Origin of the sequence: Mesorhizobium sp. M7D.F.Ca.US.005.01.1.1, assembly GCF_003952545.1 — a bacterium.
In the GTDB taxonomy this organism is placed as follows: Bacteria; Pseudomonadota; Alphaproteobacteria; order Rhizobiales; family Rhizobiaceae; genus Mesorhizobium; species Mesorhizobium loti.
The window spans coordinates 3238518-3258587 of the sequence record NZ_CP034453.1 but is presented as its reverse complement, the minus strand read 5'-3'; the positions used below and the strand labels follow the sequence as shown (position 1 = coordinate 3258587).

Here is a 20070-nt window from a genome sequence, read left to right as displayed (position 1 = left end):
TCCCGGCTGGTGCGGCCGCGTAGAACGAGGAAGACGGATGGGTGCCGGAGCCTTGACTAGGGATGATGAACCCGAGAACGCCGAGCGCCAACGATGGCTGGCCTTGGCTGAGAAAGCGCTGGCCGGCGCATCCTTCGAGGAGAAGCTGGTCTCGCATAGCGATGACAACATCCGCATCGAACCGCTCTACGACCGCAGCACCGCAGCAGAACCGATCGTGCGCGCAAATCCAAAATTGCCCTGGATCGTCAGCCAGCGCATCGACGATCCGGACATCGACCGTGCCAGAACCCAGGCACTGGAGGACGTAGCACAAGGCGCTACGGGATTGTCGCTTGTCTTCGAAGGGGCACCGAACGCGTTCGGTTACGGCCTGCCGAGAACGGCGAAGGCGCTGGAGACGGTGCTGGACGGCGTACCGCTCAACCGCGTCCAGGTTCGCATCGACGCCCATCCCTGGAGCCGCGCCGTGGCCGACTGGCTGGTCGCGTTCCTGAGCAAGCGCCGTTCGGACCCGGCAAAGCTCAACCTCTCCTTCGGCATCGATCCGGCGGCCATCTTCGCCGGAACCGGCCGGCTGCGCATGTCGATCGAGGCGCTGCAGGCCTCGATGCCGCAGTCGCTGGCGCATTTCTTCTCCATGGGCGTTCCAGGCGTGCTGCTGGAGGCGGACGGGCGTGTGTTCCACAACGCCGGTGCGACAGAGGCGCAGGAGCTTGGCATCATGCTGGCTTCGGCGGTCTCCTATCTCAGAATGTTCGAGACGGCGCGGCAGCCGCTTGTCTATGCCGCGCCCCATATCGGCTTTGCGCTCAGCGTCGACCAGGACCAATTGCTGTCGATGGCCAAGGTGCGGGCCCTGCGCAGACTCTGGGCACGGGTGCAGGAGGCCTGTTCGATCCCGACATCCACCGCCAACATCCATGCCGAGACGTCGTTTCGCATGATGACGGCGATGGACCCGGAGACCAACATCCTGCGCACCACCATTGCCTGCTTTGCCGCGGCGTCCGGCGGCGCCGATTCCATCTCCATCCTGCCGCACACGATCGCGCATGGCTTGCCCGCGGGATTTGCCCGTCGCGTTGCCCGCAACGCACAGCTGATCATGGCCAATGAAAGCCATATCGATCATGTCGCCGATCCCGCCTATGGTTCCGGCGCGGTCGAAGCGCTGACCGCGGAACTCTGTGAGATGGCCTGGGCGGAATTGCAGACAATCGAGGCCGAGGGCGGCGTCCTGTCCAGCCTTCAGGACGGACATATCCAGAAGCGCGTTCACTCCGCGGCAGCGCAGCGCAATGCAGCCTACCGGGCAGGCGAGCGGGCCATCATCGGCACCACGCTCTATCCCCTGAAAAACGAACAGCCGGTCGAGACGCTGGTAGCGGAGCGACGGCCCGCCTTCACCGAAGGCGTTGCCGTTTGCGAGCCGCTGTTTCCGGCCCGCATCGACCAATCGATCGGAGCCGCCTCTTGATCCCGGATTTCGGTCAGATCGGCTGGGTCCCGCCACGCCGCGCACCCGTCGAGGTCAAAGGCCAGCGGACGACACCGGAAGGCCTTATCGCCAAGCATCTTTACAATCAAAGCGACCTCAAGGGATTGCCGCATCTCGACACCTACCCAGGCCTGCCGCCCTTCGTGCGCGGCCCCTACCTGACCATGTATGTCCAGCAGCCCTGGACCATCCGGCAATATGCCGGCTTCTCGACGGCCGAAGAATCCAACGCTTTCTACCGGCGCAACCTCGCCGCCGGCCAGAAGGGACTGTCGGTCGCCTTCGATCTTGCCACGCATCGCGGCTATGACAGCGACCATCCGCGCGTCGCCGGCGACGTCGGCATGGCGGGCGTCGCCATCGATTCCATTCTCGACATGCGCCAGCTCTTCGACGGCATTCCGCTCGGCGAGATGACGGTGTCGATGACGATGAACGGCGCGGTGCTGCCGATCATGGCGCTCTACATCGTCGCGGCGGAAGAACAGGGCGTTGCGCAGAAGGATCTTGCCGGCACCATCCAGAACGACATTCTGAAGGAGTTCATGGTCCGCAACACCTACATCTATCCGCCGAAGCCCTCGATGCGGATCGTGTCGGACATCTTCTCCTACACGTCGAAGAACATGCCGAAGTTTAACTCGATATCGATCTCCGGCTATCACATGCAGGAGGCCGGCGCGACGGCCGACCTCGAGCTCGCCTATACGATCGCCGACGGCATCGAGTATGCCCGCGCCGGCGTTGCGGCGGGCCTCGACATCGACCGCTTTGCGCCGCGCCTGTCCTTCTTCTGGGCGATCGGCATGAACTTCTTCATGGAGGTCGCCAAGCTGCGGGCCGCGCGCCTGCTGTGGGCGACCCTGATGCAGAAGAATTTTTCACCGAAGGACGAGCGTTCGCTGTCGCTGCGCACCCACTGCCAGACCTCGGGCTGGTCGCTGACGGCGCAGGATCCCTACAACAACATCGTCCGCACCATGATCGAGGCGATGGCGGCGACGCAGGGTCACACGCAGTCGCTGCACACCAATTCCTTCGACGAGGCGATGGCGTTGCCGACCGACCATTCGGCACGCATCGCCCGCAACACCCAGCTTATCCTACAAATGGAATCCGGCACGACGCGCGTCATCGACCCGTGGGGCGGTTCGGCCTATCTCGAACGGCTGACGCACGACCTGGCAGCGCGAGCGCTTGCCCACATCGAGGAGATCGAGGCGCTCGGCGGCATGGCCGCCGCGACCGAGCAAGGCATTCCCAAGCTGCGCATCGAGGAAGCCGCCGCGCGCACGCAGGCGCGCATCGATTCCGGCGAGCAGATGCTGGTCGGCGTCAACGCGCATCGTCCCGAGACCGACATCGAGGTCGACGTGCTGAAGATCGACAATGCCGAGGTCAGGGCCCGGCAATTGTCGAAGCTGCAAAGGCTGAAAGGCACGCGCGATGTCGCCGCCGTCGAAAGCGCGCTCGATGCGCTGACCCGTGCCGCGCAAGGCAATGAAAACCTGCTGGAGTTCGCCATCCGCGCCGCGCGCGCCAATGCCACGGTCGGCGAGATTTCGATGGCGCTGGAGAAAGCCTTTGGCCGCCATGTCGCCACGGTGCAGACCATTTCCGGCGTCTATCGCAAGGCCCTCGGCGGCAATGCCGTGGTCGACGGACTGCAGGGCAAACTTGAAGCCTTCGAGAAGAAATCCGGCGGCAGGCCGCGCATTCTCGTTGCCAAGATGGGACAGGACGGCCACGACCGTGGCCAGAAGGTCATCGCCACGGCCTTCGCCGATCTCGGCTTCGACGTCACTGTTGGAGCGATGTTCCAGACACCCGATGAGATCGCCAGGCTCGCCGTCGCACAGGACGTCCATATCGTCGGCGCCTCGTCACTGGCGGCGGGACATCTGACGCTGATCCCCGAACTGCGCGACGCGCTGAAGAAGCTCGGCCGAGGCGATATGCTGATCGTCGCCGGTGGCGTCATCCCGCCGCAGGACTATGACGCCGTGCTGCAGGCGGGGGCGGCGGAGATCTTTCCGCCGGGCACAGTCATTCCAGAGGCAGCGGATCGTTTGTTGGACCGGCTGCTGGCTTAGGCCTGTTATAATATCTGTTGCAACTTCTCGTTGGTCGAGTTATAATCGACGTTGCAACAGGATATCCGTCATGAACACGACCATACGCAAGATCGGCAATTCCGAGGGCGTGATCCTACCGAAGGAGCTGCTCGACCGTTTGAACATGAAGGCAGGCGACAGCATCGTCATCGTTCAGGAAGGCGAAGAGCTTCGTTTGCGTCGCACCGAAGACAGCGCCGAGGAGTTCGAGCGCAAGATGAAGATCGCACGCGAGCGGATGAAAAAGTACGAGGTTGCCTACCGCGCGCTCGCGAAATGACCGAACATCATTCGAGGGAGTTCGTGGAGTCGCTTCACGCCGAGCAGTTGCGCCTGCACGGCGGGGCGGTAGGTATACGAGATGAGGGCATGCTGGAGTCGGCGCTCTCCCGTCCACAGCAGCGAGAGATCTATGGCGATCCGGATTTGTGCGAACTGGCGGCGGCATATCTGTTCGGCATCGCCAAGAACCACCCCTTCGTTGACGGCAACAAGCGTACTGCCTTTGCCGCGGCCGATCTGTTTCTTTATTTCAACGGATTAAGCGTCGAGGCCGACCAGCAGGACGTGATTCAACTGGTCTTGATGGTTGCCGCTGGCGAGATCGATGAAACTGGAGCCGCAGCCTTCTTCCGCGACCATGTCGTCAAGCTCGAGGATTAGCTCTCGGAGAGCTTGACGATTTCCCATTCCTTGCCGTTGACGCTGGCCAAGTCGCCGACCTTCTTGCCGAACAGGGCCACGGCCATCGGCGAAACATGCGAAATGCTACCCTTGGTCGGATCAGCCTCGTCCTCGCCGACGATTTTCCAGTGCACCTTCCTGCCGTCATCGCCCTCGAGCGTGACGCCCATGCCGAAGCGTACCAGGTCGCTGCCCGGCTCCGGTACGGAGAGTTCGGCGCTTTCGCGTCGGGCGGTCCAGTAGCGCAGGTCGCGTGACACGACCGCGATGCGCTCGCGGTCTGCTTTCCGCTCGGCCTTCGCCAGGAGATCGCGCAGATCGGCGAGATTTTCCTCGATCTGCGCCAGACCGTGCTCCGTCACCAGATTGCGGTGCTGGCTGACCGGTCGCTCACCGACACCGGCGATGGCGTTTTCGCTGTCTTCCTCGCGGGTAAAAGCTCTGCTCATTCCGTGAACTTAGGCGCGGAAAGGCTGCTCGACAAGCCATTGTCTCCGGTCTTGAGAGGAGGCAGACCGTCTGGCACGATTCCTGCGACGCCAAGGTTGAACGCCAGGACACTGTGCCGATGTTGAACAGACGAACGCTGCTGACCGGAACCGCCGGCTTTGCCGTCATGGGCCTCTCGCTCGGCAAGGCGGCGGCGGCGAGCCTGACCGGCATCGAGAAAGCCTCGATGCGCGGCTCGATCAATGCCACGGAACTCGGCGTGCAGCCCGGCACCTTCGACGATCAGAGCAAGGCCTTCGCCAAACTGCTGCGCGATGCCAACGACCGCGACATGGCAGTGTTCCTGCCTCCGGGCACCTATGTGGTGTCCAACCTCTCGCTGCCCGCCCGCGTGCGTCTTTTCGGCGTGCCGGGCGCAACGCGGATCGTCTATGGCGGCGACAGCCACCTGTTCATGGCCGAACAGGCCGACCATGTCGAACTCAGCGGGCTGGTCTTCGACGGCGCAAACCACTCGATGGGCGATTATGCGCAAGGATTGCTCGATCTGCGCCGGGTCGCGCACCTCGTCGTCGACAATTGCCAGATCACCGGCAGCGGCAAGAACGGACTGGCGCTGGAACACGCTTCGGGCCGGGTCGAGCGCTCGGAGATATCGGGGGCTGCCGATGCCGGCATCTATTCGGTCGAGGCCAGCGGGCTGGCCATCACAGGCAACACCGTCTCCGACTGCGCCAATGGCGGCATCCTCGTGCACCGCTGGCAGGCGGCGGAAGACGGCACCATGGTCACCGGTAACCGCGTCGAACGGATCCAGGCGCGCAGCGGCGGAACGGGACAGAACGGCAATGGCATTAACGCCTTTCGCGCCGGCAATGTCGTCATTTCGGGCAACATCGTCTCGGACTGCGCCTTCTCGGCGATCCGCGCCAACAGCGCCAGCAATCTGCAAATATCGGGCAACACCTGCTCGCGTTCGGGTGAAACGGCGGTCTACTCCGAATTCTCGTTCGAAGGCGCCATCATCAGCAACAACATTGTCGACGGCGCCGCCAACGGCATCTCGATCGTCAATTTCAACGAAGGCGGCCGCATGGGCGTCTGCTCGGGCAACATCGTGCGCAATCTGTCGACCAGCGGCCCCTACCCTGCCGACTCGCCGGGGTTTGGCGTCGGCATCGGTGTCGAAGCCGACACGACCGTTTCCAACAACGTCATCGAGGACGCACCGCTCTACGGCATGCAGATCGGCTGGGGGCCGTATCTGCGCGATGTCGTGGCCACCGGCAACATCATCCGCAAGGCTGGAACCGGCATCGTCGTGTCCGTCGTCGAGGGCGCCGGCACGGCCGTCATATCCGATAACATCATAGACGGCGCCCTGAACGGCGCTATTGTCGGCCAGCGCTGGGCCGAGCCGGCGACAGGCGATCTCGCCTCGTCAAACGATACCGGCTATGCGCATCTGACCGTCGAGCGCAATCACGTCAGTTGAGGGCCGCGGTGGGCCTGAGCCCCCCGACCTTGGCACCGTTCCGGTTTTCGATGGGCGCGCTTGCCAGTTCGCTCAGCTTTGACGCCAGGGCCTCGTCGGCGCGCAACAATTTGGCAAGAACGGCGGCAACCATGGCTCCGCCGGCGCGGCCGGCGCCATCATCGCATTTCAGCGCGATGCCGAGGCCAAGTTCCGGAATTGCAGCACAGTGGACGCCTTCTGCGCCGCCTTTCGTGAAAATCCGCCCTGGTGCGGCCTCCATCAGCGCGACGTCTTCGCGGCCGGTGCCGGCAACGAAGAAGGGCTCGGCCATGCAGGCGGCCAGCAGCCGCTTTGCGGCCTTGGCTCTCTCGGGGCCAAAACCATTTGTCGTGGCCATGCGGGCAAAGCCGAGCGCGAAGCTCCTGAGCGGCACCGCATAGGTCGGGATCGAGCAGCCATCGGTGGCCCGCTCGTCTGCGCCATGGACAGCGCCCGTCACCGCCTGCATGGCGTCGCGCACCATCTCCTGCAGGCCGTGCTCCGGCTTGACATAGCCGCGGTGCGCAATGCCGGCGTGGACGCAGGTGCAGAGGAAGCCGGAATGCTTGCCGGAGCAATTGTTGTGCAATGCATTCGGCGAACCGCCGGCGCGGGCGAGCGCAATCTCGGCGTCATGATTGGACGGCCAATGCGTACCGCATTCGAGTGCTGATCCCTCCAGCCCGGCCTTGGCCAGCATGGACCGCGCCAGTTCGACATGTGCCGGCTCGCCCGAGTGGGACGCACAGGCAAGCGCCAGTTCGCGGTTGCCGAAACCATAGGCATCCGCCGCCCCGCTTTCGACCAGCGGCAATGCCTGGATCGCCTTGACCGCCGAGCGCGGGAACACCGGCTTGGCGGTATCGCCGATCTCCCAGACCGGCTTGCCATCGGCACCGAAGACCGCGACCGCACCACGATGCGCACTCTCGACGATCGCGCCGCGCAAGACTTCGATCAGAACCGGATTTGTCATAGCTACCCCGTAAAAATACGGGCTGCTTCTACCTGATCCGGTCCAATATGGAAACGTAGTTGGCGACCGCCGCACCGCCCATATTGAAGATACCGCCGAGTTTTGCGCCCGGCACCTGGATGCCGCCGGCTTCGCCGACAAGTTGCATGGCGGTCAAGACATGCATCGACACGCCCGTGGCGCCGATCGGATGGCCCTTGGCCTTGAGCCCGCCGGACGGATTGACCGGCAGGCGGCCATCCTTGGCCGTTGTACCGTCCAGCGCCAGCCTGGCGCCCTCGCCCGGCTTGGCCAGGCCCATCGCCTCATATTCGATCAGTTCGGCAATGGTGAAGCAGTCATGCGTTTCGACGAAGGAGAGATCGTCGAGTGTCACGCCGGCGTTCTTAAGCGCTCGGGTCCAGGCCTGCTCGCAGCCTTCGAAGGTCAGGATGTCGCGCTTCGACATCGGCAGGAAATCCTGCACATGTTCGTTGGCGCGGAAGGCAACGGCACGCCGCATCCTCAGCGCCGTCGCGGTGTCGGCGAGGATAAGGGCAGCGGCACCGTCGGAGACCAGCGAGCAATCGGTGCGCTTCAGGGGACCGGCAACGAACGGGTTCTTCTCGCTCTCCTGGCGGCAGAACTCGTAGCCGAAATCCTTGCGCATCTGCGCATAGGGGTTGTCGACGCCATTCTTGTGGTTCTTGGCGGCGATCATGGCGAGCGCGTCCGACTGGTCGCCATAGCGCTGGAAATAGGCCTGCGCGATCTTGCCGAAGACGCCGGCGAAACCCGCAGGCGTGTCGCCATCCTCGGGCAGATAGGACGCCTTGAGCAGGTTCTTGCCGATCTCTGGCCCCGGCGTGGTCGTCATCTGCTCGGCGCCGACCACCAGCACGATGCGGGCGGCATTGGCGTCAATGGCGCGGATGCCTTGCCGGACCGCCGCCGATCCCGTGGCACAAGCGTTTTCGACGCGCGTCGCCGGCTTGAAGCGCAGCCGGTCGTCGGCCTGAAGCACCAGGCTGGCGGTGAAATCCTGCGCCGAAAAGCCGGCGTTGAAGTGGCCGAGCACGATCTCGTCGACCTCGTCGGGACCGATGCCGGCATGGTCCAGCGCGTCCGTTGCCACCTTGACGATCAGGTTTTCGAGCGTTTCGCCCTCGAGCTTGCCGAAGCGCGAATGCGCCCAGCCAACGATACATGCGGTCATGGCGGTCTCCATCCTTGGCGCCAGCCTAGCATGTGGGCTCACGGCGCACGTCGCATTTATTGTTCAAATGTAAACAATCTTGTCCGCGTCGTGAAGGGCTGGAACCAGACAATCGCTTGGTACAGACGAAGCCAGTGCCAATTTTTTTGTTGATTGACCCGTCAATAAAAAATAATCCTGCTTCAAAGGACGTAGTGAGATGCCGAAGGTCGGAATGGAGCCATTGCGCCGCAAGGCGCTCATCGACGCGGCGATCTCGGCGATCGGCGAGCGCGGTTCGCTCAACGTGACCATGTCCGAGATCGCCGGACGCGCTGGTGTATCCTCCGCGCTTGCCCATCACTATTTCGGCGCCAAGGACGAGCTTCTGCTGGCGACAATGCGGCACATCCTGGCCGAACTGACCACCGACATGCGGCGCGCCCTTCAATCGGCTGCCACCCCGCGCCAACGCGTTTCGGCCGTGGTTGCCGTCAACTTTTCCGACATCCAGTTCCAACCGGAAACCATCGCCGCCTGGCTCGCCTTCTATGTCGAGGCGCAGAAATCACCAGCCTTGCGGAGGCTGCTCAGGGTCTACGCACGGCGCTTGCACTCCAACCTGATGAGCGGCCTGACCGGGATCCTGCCCAGAGCCGAAGCCGACCGCGCCGCCGAAGCGACAGCGGCAATGATCGACGGGCTCTACATCAGGCGGGCGCTGAAGGACGGCGTGCCTGATGCCGCGACCGCGATCGCGCTGGTCGAGGACTATCTCGAAACCAAACTCGGCGAGCGGCGCAAACAGTGACAACGAAGCGACCCAATTTCTTGATCGTCATGGTCGATCAGCTCAACGGGACCCTGTTTCCGGATGGGCCGGCCGAATTTCTGCACGTACCGCATCTGAAGGCGTTGGCCGCGCGTTCGGCGCGCTTTGCCAACAACTACACGGCGTCGCCACTCTGCGCGCCGGGCCGTGCCTCGTTCATGAGCGGGCAATTGCCGTCGCGCACCGGCGTCTACGACAATGCCGCCGAATTCGCCTCATCGATCCCGACCTTCGCCCATCATCTGCGCGCCGCCGGCTACCACACCTGCCTGTCGGGCAAGATGCATTTCGTCGGACCGGATCAGCTGCACGGTTTCGAGGAGCGGCTGACCACCGACATCTACCCGGCGGATTTCGGCTGGACGCCGGACTACCGCAAGCCCGGCGAGCGTATCGACTGGTGGTATCACAATCTGGGCTCGGTGACCGGCGCCGGCATCGCCGAGATCACCAACCAGATGGAGTATGACGACGAGGTCGTGTTCCTGGCCACGCAGAAGCTCTATCAGCTTTCGCGCGAACAGGACGATGCGAACCATCGGCCCTGGTGCCTGACCGTCTCGCTGTCGCACCCGCACGATCCCTATGTCGCGCGTAAGCAGTATTGGGACCTCTACGAGCATTGCCAGGCGCTGGACCCGGAAACCGGGTTCATCGCGCGTGACGAGCAGGATGCGCATTCCCGGCGGCTTTACCACGCCAGCGACTATCCCTCTTTCGAGATCACGCCAGAGCAGGTGCGTCGTTCGCGGCGCGGCTATTTCGCCAACATCTCCTATGTCGACGACAAGCTCGGCGAGCTTCTGGACGTTCTCGAGCGCACCCGCATGGCCGACGACACAATCATCCTGTTCTGCTCGGACCATGGCGACATGCTCGGCGAGCGCGGCCTGTGGTTCAAGATGAGCTTCTTCGAGGGTTCGGCGCGGGTGCCGCTGATGATTGCCGGCAAAGGCGTTCGCGCCGGGCTGATCGAGACGCCGGTCTCCAATCTCGATGTGGCGCCGACGCTTTGCGACCTCGCCGGCATCGACATCGCTGCGATCGCACCGTGGACCGACGGCCAGTCGCTGCTGCCGCTCACCGAGGGCACCGAGCGCGCCGCGCCGGTGCTGATGGAGTATGCCGCCGAAGGCTCCAACGCGCCTTTGGTGGCGATCCGCGAGGGCAGATACAAATTCGTCCATTGCGAGCTCGATCCGCCGCAACTGTTCGATCTCGAAGCCGATCCGCTCGAGCGGGACAATCTGGCCGACGATCCCGCCAATGCGGGCCTGGTGGCGGCATTCATGGACAAGGTCCAGGCGCGCTGGGACATGGCCGGCTTCGACGCCGCCGTGCGCGAAAGCCAGGCGCGCCGCTGGGTCGTCTATCCGGCGCTGCGCAACGGCGCCTACTACCCCTGGGATTTCCAGCCCCTGCAAAAAGCGTCCGAGCGATACATGCGCAATCACATGAACCTCGACAATCTCGAAGAGAGCAAAAGGTATCCGCGAGGCGAATGATGTCAGACCTTCTCGTCCCCTCCCTTGACCACCTCAAGCAGGCCTATGCCGTCACATCCAGGGCGACACAGATCACGCCGCTGCTGGAATCGACAGCACTGGCCAGGGAGACGGGTGCGGCCCGCGTCTTTATCAAGCCGGAATCGCTGCAATGGGCAGGCTCGTTCAAGGTGCGCGGCGCCTATTGGCGGCTGAAGCAGCTTTCGCCCGAAGAGGCGAAGAAAGGCGTCGTCGCCTATTCCTCCGGCAATTTCGCGCAAGGGCTGGCGGCCGCCGGCCAGGCGCTCGGCATTCCCGTCACCATCGTCATGCCGATCGATGCACCGGCCGCCAAGCGCGACGCAACGGCGGGTTATGGCGCCCGCGTCGTGCTGACCGACCATGGCGAGCGGGCGCGTGAAGAAGTCGCCGCCGCCAAGGCACGCGAGATCGCCGAGACAGAGGGGCTGGCGCTGCTGCATCCTTTTGACGATCCGGAGATCGTCGCCGGCCAGGCCGGCGCCGGCCTCGAAGCGCTCGACCAGCTTGAGGCCAAGGGTGCCAGCGCCGACCTCTTGTTCTGCTCGGTCGGTGGCGGTGGGCTGATCGGTGGCGTCTCGCTCGCCTTCCACTATCTGTCGCCCGCCACTGAGATCATCGGCGTCGAGCCGGAAGGTTTCAACGGTATGGGCTCGTCGCTGGCGCATGGCGCTATCGAGACGATGCCGATCGGGCCGAAGTCGATCTGCGACGGGCTGATGTCGCGCCGGCCGGGCGACGCGCCGTTTGCCGCGGTCAAGACCGCCGGCGTTCGCGGCATCACCGTCGATGATCAATCGGTGCGCAGCGCCATGCGGATCGCCTTCGAGCGCATGAAGCTGGTGCTCGAACCATCGGGGGCGGCGTCGCTGGCAGCACTCCTCGGCGGCAAGGTGGATGTGAAGGGCAAGACCGTCCTTGTTGTGGCTACCGGCGGCAATGTCTCGCTCGCCGATTTCATGGCGCATATGAACCATGCTTGAAGCGGATTTCGTCATCATCGGCTCCGGCTCGGCCGGCTCGGCCATGGCCTATCGGCTGTCTGAGGACGGCAAGCATTCGGTCATCGTCATCGAATTCGGCGGCAGCGATATCGGGCCGCTGATCCAGATGCCGTCGGCCCTGTCGATCCCGCTCAACATGAGCCTTTACGACTGGGGCTTTGCCAGCGAGCCGGAACCGCATCTCGGCGGGCGCGTGCTGGCGACGCCGCGCGGCAAGGTCATCGGCGGCTCGTCCTCGATCAACGGCATGGTCTATGTGCGCGGCCACGCCCGCGACTTCGACCATTGGGCCGAAGAGGGTGCGGCTGGTTGGGGCTTCGCCGACGTGCTCCCCTATTTCAAGCGCATGGAAGACTCCGACGGTGGCGAGGATGGCTGGCGGGGCAAAAGTGGTCCGTTGCATGTACAACGCGGCTCGCGGCGCAATCCGCTCTACGGCGCCTTTGTCGAGGCCGGCCGGCAGGCCGGGTTCGAACTGACCGACGACTACAACGGTTCCAAGCAGGAAGGATTTGGGCCGATGGAGCAGACCATAAGCGGCGGCCGCCGCTGGTCGGCGGCATCAGCCTATCTGAAGCCGGCGCTGAAGAGCAAAAACGTGAGTCTGGTCAAGGGCTTTGCGCGGCGGGTGATCATCGAGAATCAACGCGCCGTCGGCGTCGAGATCGAAGCTCACAAACAGATTCAGGTCGTTAAGGCGCGACGTGAGGTGATCGTCGCCGCATCGTCGATCAATTCACCCAAGATCCTGATGCTGTCCGGCATCGGCCCGGCCGAGCATTTGCGCGAAAACGGCATTGCGGTGGTGGCCGACCGACCCGGCGTCGGGCGCAATTTGCAGGACCATATGGAGCTCTACATCCAGCAGGAATCACTACTGCCGATCACGCTCAATTCAGTGCTGAACCCGTTCTCGAAAGCACTCATCGGCGCGCAGTGGCTGTTCTTCAAGACCGGCCTCGGCGCCACCAACCATTTCGAAGCGGCGGCCTTCGTGCGCTCACGTGCAGGTGTCGACTACCCCGACATCCAGTACCATTTCATCCCCGCCGCAGTCCGCTATGACGGCAAGGCGGCGGCCAAGTCGCATGGCTTCCAGGCGCATGTCGGGCCGATGCGATCGAAGTCACGCGGCTCGGTGACGCTGCGCTCGCCGGACCCGAAATCGCAGCCGGTGATCCGCTTCAACTACATGTCGCATCCAGACGACTGGACGGAGTTCCGCCACTGCATCCGGCTGACGCGCGAGATCTTCGGCCAGTCGGCGTTCGATCCCTATCGGGGCAAGGAAATCTCGCCGGGCAGCCAGGTGCAGTCGGACGACGACCTCGATATCTTCATTCGCGACCACGCCGAGAGCGCTTACCATCCTTGCGGCACCTGCAAGATGGGCCGCGCCGACGACATGATGAGCGTCGTCGATCCGGAATGCCGGGTCATCGGCGTCGAAGGCTTGCGGGTAGCGGATTCCTCGATCTTCCCGCGCGTCACCAACGGCAATCTCAACGCGCCATCGATCATGACCGGCGAGAAGGCATCCGACCATATCCTTGGCCGCACGCCGCTGGCGCCGTCCAACCAGGAACCATGGATCAATCCGCGCTGGCAGGCGTCGGACAGATAGAGCATGATCCGGCGAACGTTCCGCCAAAAGCGAAGACGATTTGGAGACCTCCCATGCGCGCCCAGCCCACGGCATCGCACTATGTCAATGGACGCTACATCGAGGACGACGGCGGCGCGCCGCTGCCGGTCATCTATCCGGCAACCGGTGAGACCATCGCCATGCTGCGCTCGGCGACGCCGAACGTACTGGAACTCGCCGTCGAGGCAGCACGCGCTGCGCAGCCCGCCTGGGCGCGGCTGAAGCCGGTAGAGCGTGGGCGCATCCTGCGCCGCGCCGCCGACATATTGCGCGCCCGCAATGCCGACCTCGCCCGCATCGAGACGCTGGACACCGGCAAGGCGATCCAGGAAACGCTGGTGGCGGACGCCCCGTCGGCGGCGGATTGCCTTGAATACTTCGGCGGTGCGGTTGCCGCCTACAATGGCGAGTCGGTCGATCTCGGCGGGCCCTTCGCCTACACAAGGCGCGAAGCGCTCGGCGTCTGTGTCGGCATCGGTGCCTGGAACTATCCGATCCAGATCGCCGGCTGGAAATCAGCACCCGCGCTCGCCATGGGCAACGCCATGGTGTTCAAGCCGTCGGAAAACACACCGCTGTCAGCACTGGCGCTGGCCGAGATCTACAGCGAGGCCGGCCTGCCCGATGGGCTGTTCAATGTGGTGCAGGGCTATGGCGATGTCGGCGCCGGGCTTGTCGGCCACGATGTCGTCGCCAAGGTCTCGGTGACGGGCTCCGTCCCGACCGGCCGCAAGGTGCTGTCGCTCGCTGGCTCGAAAATGAAGCACGCGACGATGGAGCTCGGCGGCAAGTCGCCGCTGATCGTCTTCGACGATGCCGACATCGAGAACGCCATCGGCGGCGCCATGCTCGGCAATTTCTATTCGACCGGCCAGATCTGCTCCAACGGCACGCGGGTCTTCGTGCAGAGCGGCATCCACGACCGCTTTGTCGACCGTCTGATAGAGCGGACCAAGAAAATCCGCATCGGCGATCCGCTCGATCCCGAAACCCAGATGGGCCCGCTGGTCTCCAAGGCGCAGCACGACAAGGTGGTCGGATATATCGGGATCGGCAAGCAGGATGGCGCCGTCCTCGCCTGCGGCGGCAACGTGCCTTCACTGCAGGGTTTTCAGGGCGGGTTCTTCGTCGAGCCGACGGTGTTCACCGGCGTCACCGATGGCATGCGCATCGCCCGTGAAGAAATTTTCGGGCCAGTGATGAGCGTGTTGAAATTCGACGGCGAGGACGAGGTGATCGACCGCGCCAACGACACCGAATTCGGTCTCGCCGCCGGCGTCTTCACGCGCGACCTGCCGCGCGCCCACCGCGTCATTGCCGAGCTGCAGGCCGGCACCTGCTGGATCAACGCCTACAATCTGACTCCCGTGGAAATCCCGTTCGGCGGCTTCAAGCAGTCAGGCATCGGACGTGAGAATTCGCTGGCAGCGCTGGCGCTGTATTCGCAGCTGAAGTCGATCTACGTCGAGACTGGCAACGTGGCGAGCCCATATTGACCCAGCCCTACGCCTTCGGGTCCGCCGTGCTGTCCAGATACTGGGTCAGCGCGCAGACCAGATGATAAAAAATGCTGGCCGGCACATCCGTCGCCAGCGAGCGGCCGCGCTCGTCGATGCGGTCGATCCACAGGCCGAGCGGCGCCGGGTCGATGTGCCAGCGGAACAACCGGCCGACGCGTGCCTCGATCTCCGGCTTGAGGTCAGGGCCACCCGAACCGTCCAGCGCGATCGCCGCCTTCACCGCTTCAGCCTGCGGCCAGCTGCGTGATATTAGGTCGAGCGGCAGGCCCTGCCGCGAGACGGCGCCATAGGCAAGGCCGGTGGCGCGGTTGAGGCCATTGGCGATGGCCGAGGCGTAGAGTTTCCTGGCAAAGCCGCTCAACTCGGCCTGGCCGCTGCGCCCGGCGAAATCGACCAGCAGTGAGGCCCATTCGAAATGATGGCCGGGCTCGGTCCATGAGCCTTTCTCGCCGGCGGAGGGTTTCCATTCGGCATCGAAATACTCGCCAAGCGTCCAGCTTTCCGGATCGAAGAAATGACTGCGGAAGAGGTCGATGATGCGCGCCGCGCGGCGCAGATGGGCGCGCTCGCCTGTCGCCTGATGCCAGGCCATGAAAGCTTCGAGCAGGTGCATGTGCGGGTTGGAGCGGCGCTCGCCTTTGCCGTCCGATGTCTCGAGGAAGCCGGTCATGCGGCTGTCTTCGAGATGCGCATCAAGAAAGGCGAGGGTTTCCTCGCCGAGCCGCAAGGCGTCGGGATTGCCCGACATATGCGCATGCGCCAGTGCCAGGAGTACGCAGGAATGATCGTAGGCATCCTCGGTGGCGTCGGCGACCGAACCGTCGACATTCAGCGTGCGAACCCAGCCACCCCTGTCGGTGCGGCCCTTCCCGGCCATGAAGGCGATGCCGTGGCTGATCAATCGGTCGGCCGGACCGTCCCAGCCGCGCGCCCGGGCGACGGCGAAGGCATAGACCTGCCTTGCCATGGTGCGCATGCGCTTGGGCTTCATCAGCGGTGAGGCGTCCAGGCCGAGCGCCTCATGAAAACCACCATGGCGTTCGTCGACGCCTGATGTCGACCACAGCGGCAAGGTCTCCTGAAACAGCCAGTGGTGCACGCGCCGGCGCCAGGCGCCGCTTTCGATGACGCGGTCTTGCGCGGGCGTGAACCTGGTTTCCAGCCGGCCTGATTTTTCGAGTTGCTCGACGATCTTCTTGACGTGCTGGCTGCGGCTGACCGGGGCGACGAAGGTGGCGTCCGATGTCGAGACGATGGCGACGTCCTTCATGCCGATCGCCGACAGCAGGCGGCCGTCACTGCGGATGTAGGAATTTTCGCAATCGATGGCGACGACATCGCCAATGATGACATTGCCCTGGTCGTCGGCGGGGCCGACATCGAGCAGTGACTGCCACGAGCCGAGATCGTTCCAGCGGAAGCCGGCCGGCACCATGGCGATGTCTCTTGCCCGCTCCATGATGGCGTAGTCGATCGAGTTCGACGGAATGGCGGCGTAGAGTTCAAGCGGCATGTAGAGGCCGGACAGGTCCGATGTCGCTGCCTTGTAGGCTGCTTCGGTGGCCTGCCAGATATCAGGCTGGAACGCCATAAAGGCGTCCCGCATGGCGCCGGCGCGAAACAGGAAGATGCCGGTGTTCCAGTAGAAAGTTCCGGCCTTGAGATAAGTTTGCGCGGTCGCAAGATCCGGCTTTTCGACGAAGCGCGACACGTCGAAGGTGCCGCCGCTTTCGGTCGCGACCTCGATATAGCCGTAGCCGGTCTCGGGCTGTGTCGGCTTGATGCCGAACACCACCAGCCTGCCCTCGCGTGCTGCCTCGGTGCCGGCTTCTACGCTCTGCCAGAATTGGCGCGGGGTCGATATCTCATGGTCCGACGGCACCACCAGCACCAGGCTGTCGCCGAACTCGGACAGTGTGCGCAGCGTCGCCAGCGCGACGGCGGCGGCTGTGTTGCGCCCCGTCGGCTCGAACAGCGGACCGCCGCCCGCGAGGTCAAGACCAGCAAGATCGGCGTGGACACGATCGGCATGGCGCTCCGCGGCGATCAGGAAGATCGGCGTTTCGCCTTCCGGTCGGGCCGTCAGCCGGCGCAAGGTCTTGGCCAGCATCGAGCCGTCGCCTGACAGATCGTGGAACTGCTTGGGATTGTCCTCGCGCGACAGCGGCCACAACCGCGAGCCGACGCCACCGCTTATGACAAAACTGACAATCCGCTCGGTCATTCGATTACCATTTCAAAACGTCTGATTGTAGGCACCCACCTCGGGGCTGCGGCGCAGCACGGCGTCGACGGCGTCGAACATCTGCCGGCGACGCTGCGACGATACCGGGCTTTCGACAACCACCACGAGCTCCGGCTTGTTCGACGAGGCGCGCACCAGCCCCCAGGTGCCGTCCTCGGCGACGACACGCACGCCATTGACGGTGATGAGATCTGCAATCTTCTGGCCGGCGAAAACCCTTCCATCCCGCTTCATGGCCTGAAAGTCGGCAACCACCCGCTCGACCACGCCATACTTCACATCGTCCGCGCAGTGCGGCGACATGGTTGGCGTGCCGAAGGTCAGCGGCAGCGCGCGGTAGAGATCGGCCATCGAACTGCCGGGGCTGCGATCCAGCATCTGGCAGATGGCGATGGCGGTGACCAGACCGTCGTCGTAACCGCGGCCGATCGGCGGGTTGAAGAAGAAATGGCCCGACTTTTCGAAACCGGCGACCGCGCCAAGCTCGGCGACGCGGCGCTTGATGTAGGAGTGGCCGGTCTTCCAGTAATCGGTGGCGGCGCCGTTGGCACGCAGCACGCTGTCTGTGTTGAACAGGCCGGTCGACTTGACGTCGACAACGAAAGTCGAGCCCGGATGCTGGCTGGAAATATCCCGCGCCAGCATGACCCCGACCTTGTCGGCAAAAATCTCGTTGCCTTCATTGTCGACGACGCCGCAGCGGTCGCCGTCGCCATCGAAGCCGAGCCCGACATCGGCGCCTGACACCAGCACCTTGTCCCTGATGGCATGCAGCATCTGCATGTCCTCAGGATTGGGATTGTAACGCGGGAAGGTATGATCGAGTTCGACATCGAGCGGGATGACCTCGCAGCCGATGCGTTCCAGCGCTTGCGGGGCAAAGGCGCCGGCGGTCCCGTTGCCGCATGCGACCACCACTTTCAGCTTTCGCGTGATGCGCTTGTCGCGGGTCAGATCGTCGAGATAGGTCGCGCGAAAATCACGGACGAAATCATAAGAGCCGCCGCCAGTGAGGTCGAAATCGCCGGCCAGTACGATCGCCTTCAGCGCGCTCATCTCTTCGGGGCCGAAGGTCAGCGGCCGGGCCGCGCCCATTTTGACACCGGTCCAACCATTCTCGTTGTGCGAGGCCGTGACCATGGCAACGGAAGCGGTATCGAGCGCGAACTGAGCGAAATAGGCCATCGGCGACAACGCCAGGCCGATATCCCTCACGCGAGCGCCCGCCGCCATCAGTCCGGACACCAGCGCCAGCTTGATCGACAGCGAATAGGAGCGGAAATCATGCCCGGTGACGACATCCGGACCGGCGCCGAGACGGCGAATCAGCGTGCCAAGCCCCATGCCGAGCGCCTGGACGCCGATCAGGTTGAGCTCCGGCAGTTGCGCGGAGCCGGGATGGCCGAACCACCAGCGCGCGTCATATTCGCGAAAGCCGGACGCCTTGATCAGCGCTTCGGTTTCGAATTCGAAACTGTTGGGCCGGGCGTCGCCAACGATTTTTGGGGACAAGACAGCAGAACTCCAGGCGGCAGAAAATACGATCTATCGAGGGCTGCGGCTTAGCACACAAGGCTTTAAGCCACGTTTATCCCGGAGCGAAATCCGGGCTTGGCGGAAATGCCCTGAGAAAGCGGACGAAATGCGACAGAAGCGCTGCCATTGCCGCTTGCAGGAACGAAGTGTGGCGGCTATAAGCCCGCGGTCTGGTCACGGAGTGTAGCGCAGCCTGGTAGCGCACCTCGTTCGGGACGAGGGGGTCGCAGGTTCAAATCCTGCCACTCCGACCAGAAAAAACAAAGTGTTAGCGCATCCCGACTTTGGCGCTCAAACTGATATCCCGCCTGAAAATAGAGCGAGATGGCTCGCTCCTCGGTGAGACAGGCTGAGAGTCTTGTCCTTCGTCGTCGGTACGGCGCGCCGGTGGGCCTCTCGAAGATGCCGACGACGTCGGTGGCTACAGGTTTGTCGGTCACTGCGAGTGAATTTTCATGAGCCGCGCGGCATTCAACAATGCCGCGCCGTCTGTCTCGATCCTGTCGACAAGTTCGCAAGCCTGATCCGCGGTGATGCCTGTTTCACTGGATAGGAACCAGATGCGAAAGCTCTTTTCCTCGGATGGCACAGAGGCAATGCCATCCCTGCCATCGTGTCGATCTTCGGCCGACCGTCCGCGGCGCTTTCGCAGTGTCCGCTTCGGCTGACCATGTTCCGACAAAGGGTCGACGAACATCGCTCGCATCGCCCTTAGCGAAGGCCGAAAAAGCTCAAGATCGCTAGGACGATGACCACCGCTCCGACGAGCCAAATGATGTTGTTCATAATCTCTCTCCTGTTGCCTGGGGGAAGCCCGCGCCTCTGGCGGAGACGCGGGCCGACCAGCCTTTGCCGGCTGATCTGCAGCAGACGACAAACCGTGCCGGCTGTGAGAAATAGAACCATTAGGCTCGCCTAATGTTCCATCGTTTGGCCAGGTCGAGCGAAGGGTCCGGTGAATTGCAGCAACAGAATGCCGGTCAGGCTCGGAGGCATCATGCGCAAATTGGTTCTCACAACAGCCGTTGCGCTGGCCTGCCTCCCGCGCGCCCTCCCAGGCGGGCGACGAGGGGTCAAGCGAAATAGTGGCGGCGGCTGCGCAGTTCTCCGGAAAGACCAACTGTCGCGAAGGTGATGTCGCTACCATCTCCGGCATGCGCAGCAAGGAACTGCCGGAGGCAGTGGCCAGATATTGCGATTTTTGGGGACAGATCGTTGTGCTGCCTGACGTGGGCGAGACTGATGCGGCGAGGCAGATCGTTCTTTGCAAGTGTCATCAGCGAGAGGCGAGGCGATCGCCCGTTCTTCGACTTGCCGCAAGTGTTCGGGCTGGTCGTTGGAAGGCCGGAA

General features: G+C 63.7%; 16 protein-coding genes and 1 tRNA gene. 11 read left to right on the top strand and 6 right to left on the bottom strand.

All coding sequences use genetic code 11. From position 1 onward, the window contains the following. The first annotated feature begins 37 nt into the window (after nucleotides 1-37). The 4 genes from EJ076_RS15495 to EJ076_RS15480 all read left to right on the top strand — a co-directional run bounded on the left by EJ076_RS15495 (nucleotide 38) and on the right by EJ076_RS15480 (nucleotide 4278). Nucleotides 38-1480: a methylmalonyl-CoA mutase subunit beta gene (locus tag EJ076_RS15495; RefSeq protein ID WP_126068470.1), complete on the top strand. Its 1443-nt coding sequence runs from the start codon at nucleotides 38-40 to the stop codon at nucleotides 1478-1480. Next, nucleotides 1477-3594, top strand: coding sequence for a methylmalonyl-CoA mutase (scpA, locus tag EJ076_RS15490; protein WP_126068469.1), 2118 nt, complete (start codon nucleotides 1477-1479; stop codon nucleotides 3592-3594). Before EJ076_RS15495 ends, scpA begins: the two co-directional genes overlap by 4 nt. 70 nt (nucleotides 3595-3664) lie before the next feature. Then, the gene (locus EJ076_RS15485) at nucleotides 3665-3895 is read left to right on the top strand and encodes an AbrB/MazE/SpoVT family DNA-binding domain-containing protein (RefSeq protein ID WP_023760503.1); all 231 of its coding nucleotides are present in this window, start codon (nucleotides 3665-3667) and stop codon (nucleotides 3893-3895) included. Beyond that, complete coding sequence (locus EJ076_RS15480) at nucleotides 3892-4278, top strand: type II toxin-antitoxin system death-on-curing family toxin (protein ID WP_126068468.1); 387 nt, start codon at nucleotides 3892-3894, stop codon at nucleotides 4276-4278. The genes EJ076_RS15485 and EJ076_RS15480 overlap by 4 nt, the downstream gene beginning before the upstream one ends. Here the strand turns inward: EJ076_RS15480 and greA are convergent. After that, nucleotides 4275-4748, bottom strand: coding sequence for a transcription elongation factor GreA (gene greA, locus EJ076_RS15475; protein ID WP_109662476.1), 474 nt, complete (start codon nucleotides 4746-4748; stop codon nucleotides 4275-4277). The two genes, EJ076_RS15480 and greA, sit on opposite strands and share 4 nt — an antisense overlap. 119 nt (nucleotides 4749-4867) lie before the next feature. On the opposite strand from greA, the gene EJ076_RS15470 reads away from it, so the two are divergent. Beyond that, a complete protein-coding gene (locus EJ076_RS15470) occupies nucleotides 4868-6244 on the top strand; it encodes a TIGR03808 family TAT-translocated repetitive protein (protein WP_126068467.1) in 1377 nt (458 codons plus the stop codon). Here EJ076_RS15470 and EJ076_RS15465 read toward each other — a convergent pair. Continuing rightward, nucleotides 6237-7241, bottom strand: coding sequence for an asparaginase (locus EJ076_RS15465; protein WP_126068466.1), 1005 nt, complete (start codon nucleotides 7239-7241; stop codon nucleotides 6237-6239). The two genes, EJ076_RS15470 and EJ076_RS15465, sit on opposite strands and share 8 nt — an antisense overlap. A gap of 28 nt (nucleotides 7242-7269) precedes the next feature. Then, on the bottom strand, nucleotides 7270-8436 hold the full coding sequence (locus tag EJ076_RS15460) for an acetyl-CoA acetyltransferase (RefSeq protein WP_126068465.1): 1167 nt from the start codon (nucleotides 8434-8436) through the stop codon (nucleotides 7270-7272). A 199-nt stretch (nucleotides 8437-8635) separates the two neighbouring features. On the opposite strand from EJ076_RS15460, the gene betI reads away from it, so the two are divergent. Genes betI through betB form a run of 5 tightly spaced genes read left to right on the top strand, consistent with a single transcriptional unit; the run spans nucleotide 8636 to nucleotide 14915 of the window. Next, nucleotides 8636-9226, top strand: coding sequence for a transcriptional regulator BetI (betI, locus tag EJ076_RS15455; protein WP_126068464.1), 591 nt, complete (start codon nucleotides 8636-8638; stop codon nucleotides 9224-9226). Continuing rightward, nucleotides 9223-10752, top strand: a complete 1530-nt coding sequence (betC, locus tag EJ076_RS15450) for a choline-sulfatase (RefSeq protein ID WP_126068463.1) — start codon at nucleotides 9223-9225, stop codon at nucleotides 10750-10752. Before betI ends, betC begins: the two co-directional genes overlap by 4 nt. Beyond that, nucleotides 10752-11753 (top strand): threonine/serine dehydratase, encoded by a 1002-nt coding sequence (locus EJ076_RS15445; RefSeq protein ID WP_126068462.1) that lies wholly within the window; start codon nucleotides 10752-10754, stop codon nucleotides 11751-11753. Before betC ends, EJ076_RS15445 begins: the two co-directional genes overlap by 1 nt. Then, nucleotides 11746-13398: a choline dehydrogenase gene (betA, locus tag EJ076_RS15440; protein WP_126068461.1), complete on the top strand. Its 1653-nt coding sequence runs from the start codon at nucleotides 11746-11748 to the stop codon at nucleotides 13396-13398. The genes EJ076_RS15445 and betA overlap by 8 nt, the downstream gene beginning before the upstream one ends. A 53-nt stretch (nucleotides 13399-13451) precedes the next feature. Next, on the top strand, nucleotides 13452-14915 hold the full coding sequence (gene betB / locus EJ076_RS15435) for a betaine-aldehyde dehydrogenase (protein ID WP_126068460.1): 1464 nt from the start codon (nucleotides 13452-13454) through the stop codon (nucleotides 14913-14915). 7 nt (nucleotides 14916-14922) lie between these two features. On the opposite strand, the gene EJ076_RS15430 is transcribed toward betB, so the two are convergent. Further along, nucleotides 14923-17163 (bottom strand): mannose-1-phosphate guanylyltransferase/mannose-6-phosphate isomerase, encoded by a 2241-nt coding sequence (locus EJ076_RS15430; protein ID WP_126068459.1) that lies wholly within the window; start codon nucleotides 17161-17163, stop codon nucleotides 14923-14925. Nucleotides 17164-17175: 12 nt separating this feature from the next. Then, complete coding sequence (locus EJ076_RS15425; RefSeq protein ID WP_126068458.1) at nucleotides 17176-18696, bottom strand: phosphomannomutase/phosphoglucomutase; 1521 nt, start codon at nucleotides 18694-18696, stop codon at nucleotides 17176-17178. Nucleotides 18697-18897: 201 nt separating this feature from the next. Between EJ076_RS15425 and EJ076_RS15420 the strand changes: the two genes are divergently transcribed. Further along, a tRNA-Pro gene (locus EJ076_RS15420) sits at nucleotides 18898-18974 on the top strand. A 182-nt stretch (nucleotides 18975-19156) separates the two neighbouring features. Here EJ076_RS15420 and EJ076_RS15415 read toward each other — a convergent pair. Continuing rightward, nucleotides 19157-19417, bottom strand: coding sequence for a hypothetical protein (locus EJ076_RS15415; protein ID WP_126068457.1), 261 nt, complete (start codon nucleotides 19415-19417; stop codon nucleotides 19157-19159). Nucleotides 19418-20070: the final 653 nt, after the last annotated feature.

Coding starts and splice junctions, on each gene's coding strand:
- EJ076_RS15495 (WP_126068470.1), top strand. CDS start 38: ATGGGTGCCGGAGCCTTGACTAGGGATGATGAACCCGAGAACGCCGAG.
- EJ076_RS15485 (WP_023760503.1), top strand. CDS start 3,665: ATGAACACGACCATACGCAAGATCGGCAATTCCGAGGGCGTGATCCTA.
- EJ076_RS15480 (WP_126068468.1), top strand. CDS start 3,892: ATGACCGAACATCATTCGAGGGAGTTCGTGGAGTCGCTTCACGCCGAG.
- greA (WP_109662476.1), bottom strand. CDS start 4,748: ATGAGCAGAGCTTTTACCCGCGAGGAAGACAGCGAAAACGCCATCGCC.
- EJ076_RS15470 (WP_126068467.1), top strand. CDS start 4,868: ATGTTGAACAGACGAACGCTGCTGACCGGAACCGCCGGCTTTGCCGTC.
- EJ076_RS15465 (WP_126068466.1), bottom strand. CDS start 7,241: ATGACAAATCCGGTTCTGATCGAAGTCTTGCGCGGCGCGATCGTCGAG.
- EJ076_RS15460 (WP_126068465.1), bottom strand. CDS start 8,436: ATGACCGCATGTATCGTTGGCTGGGCGCATTCGCGCTTCGGCAAGCTC.
- betI (WP_126068464.1), top strand. CDS start 8,636: ATGCCGAAGGTCGGAATGGAGCCATTGCGCCGCAAGGCGCTCATCGAC.
- EJ076_RS15445 (WP_126068462.1), top strand. CDS start 10,752: ATGTCAGACCTTCTCGTCCCCTCCCTTGACCACCTCAAGCAGGCCTAT.
- betA (WP_126068461.1), top strand. CDS start 11,746: ATGCTTGAAGCGGATTTCGTCATCATCGGCTCCGGCTCGGCCGGCTCG.
- betB (WP_126068460.1), top strand. CDS start 13,452: ATGCGCGCCCAGCCCACGGCATCGCACTATGTCAATGGACGCTACATC.
- EJ076_RS15430 (WP_126068459.1), bottom strand. CDS start 17,163: ATGACCGAGCGGATTGTCAGTTTTGTCATAAGCGGTGGCGTCGGCTCG.
- EJ076_RS15415 (WP_126068457.1), bottom strand. CDS start 19,417: ATGTTCGTCGACCCTTTGTCGGAACATGGTCAGCCGAAGCGGACACTG.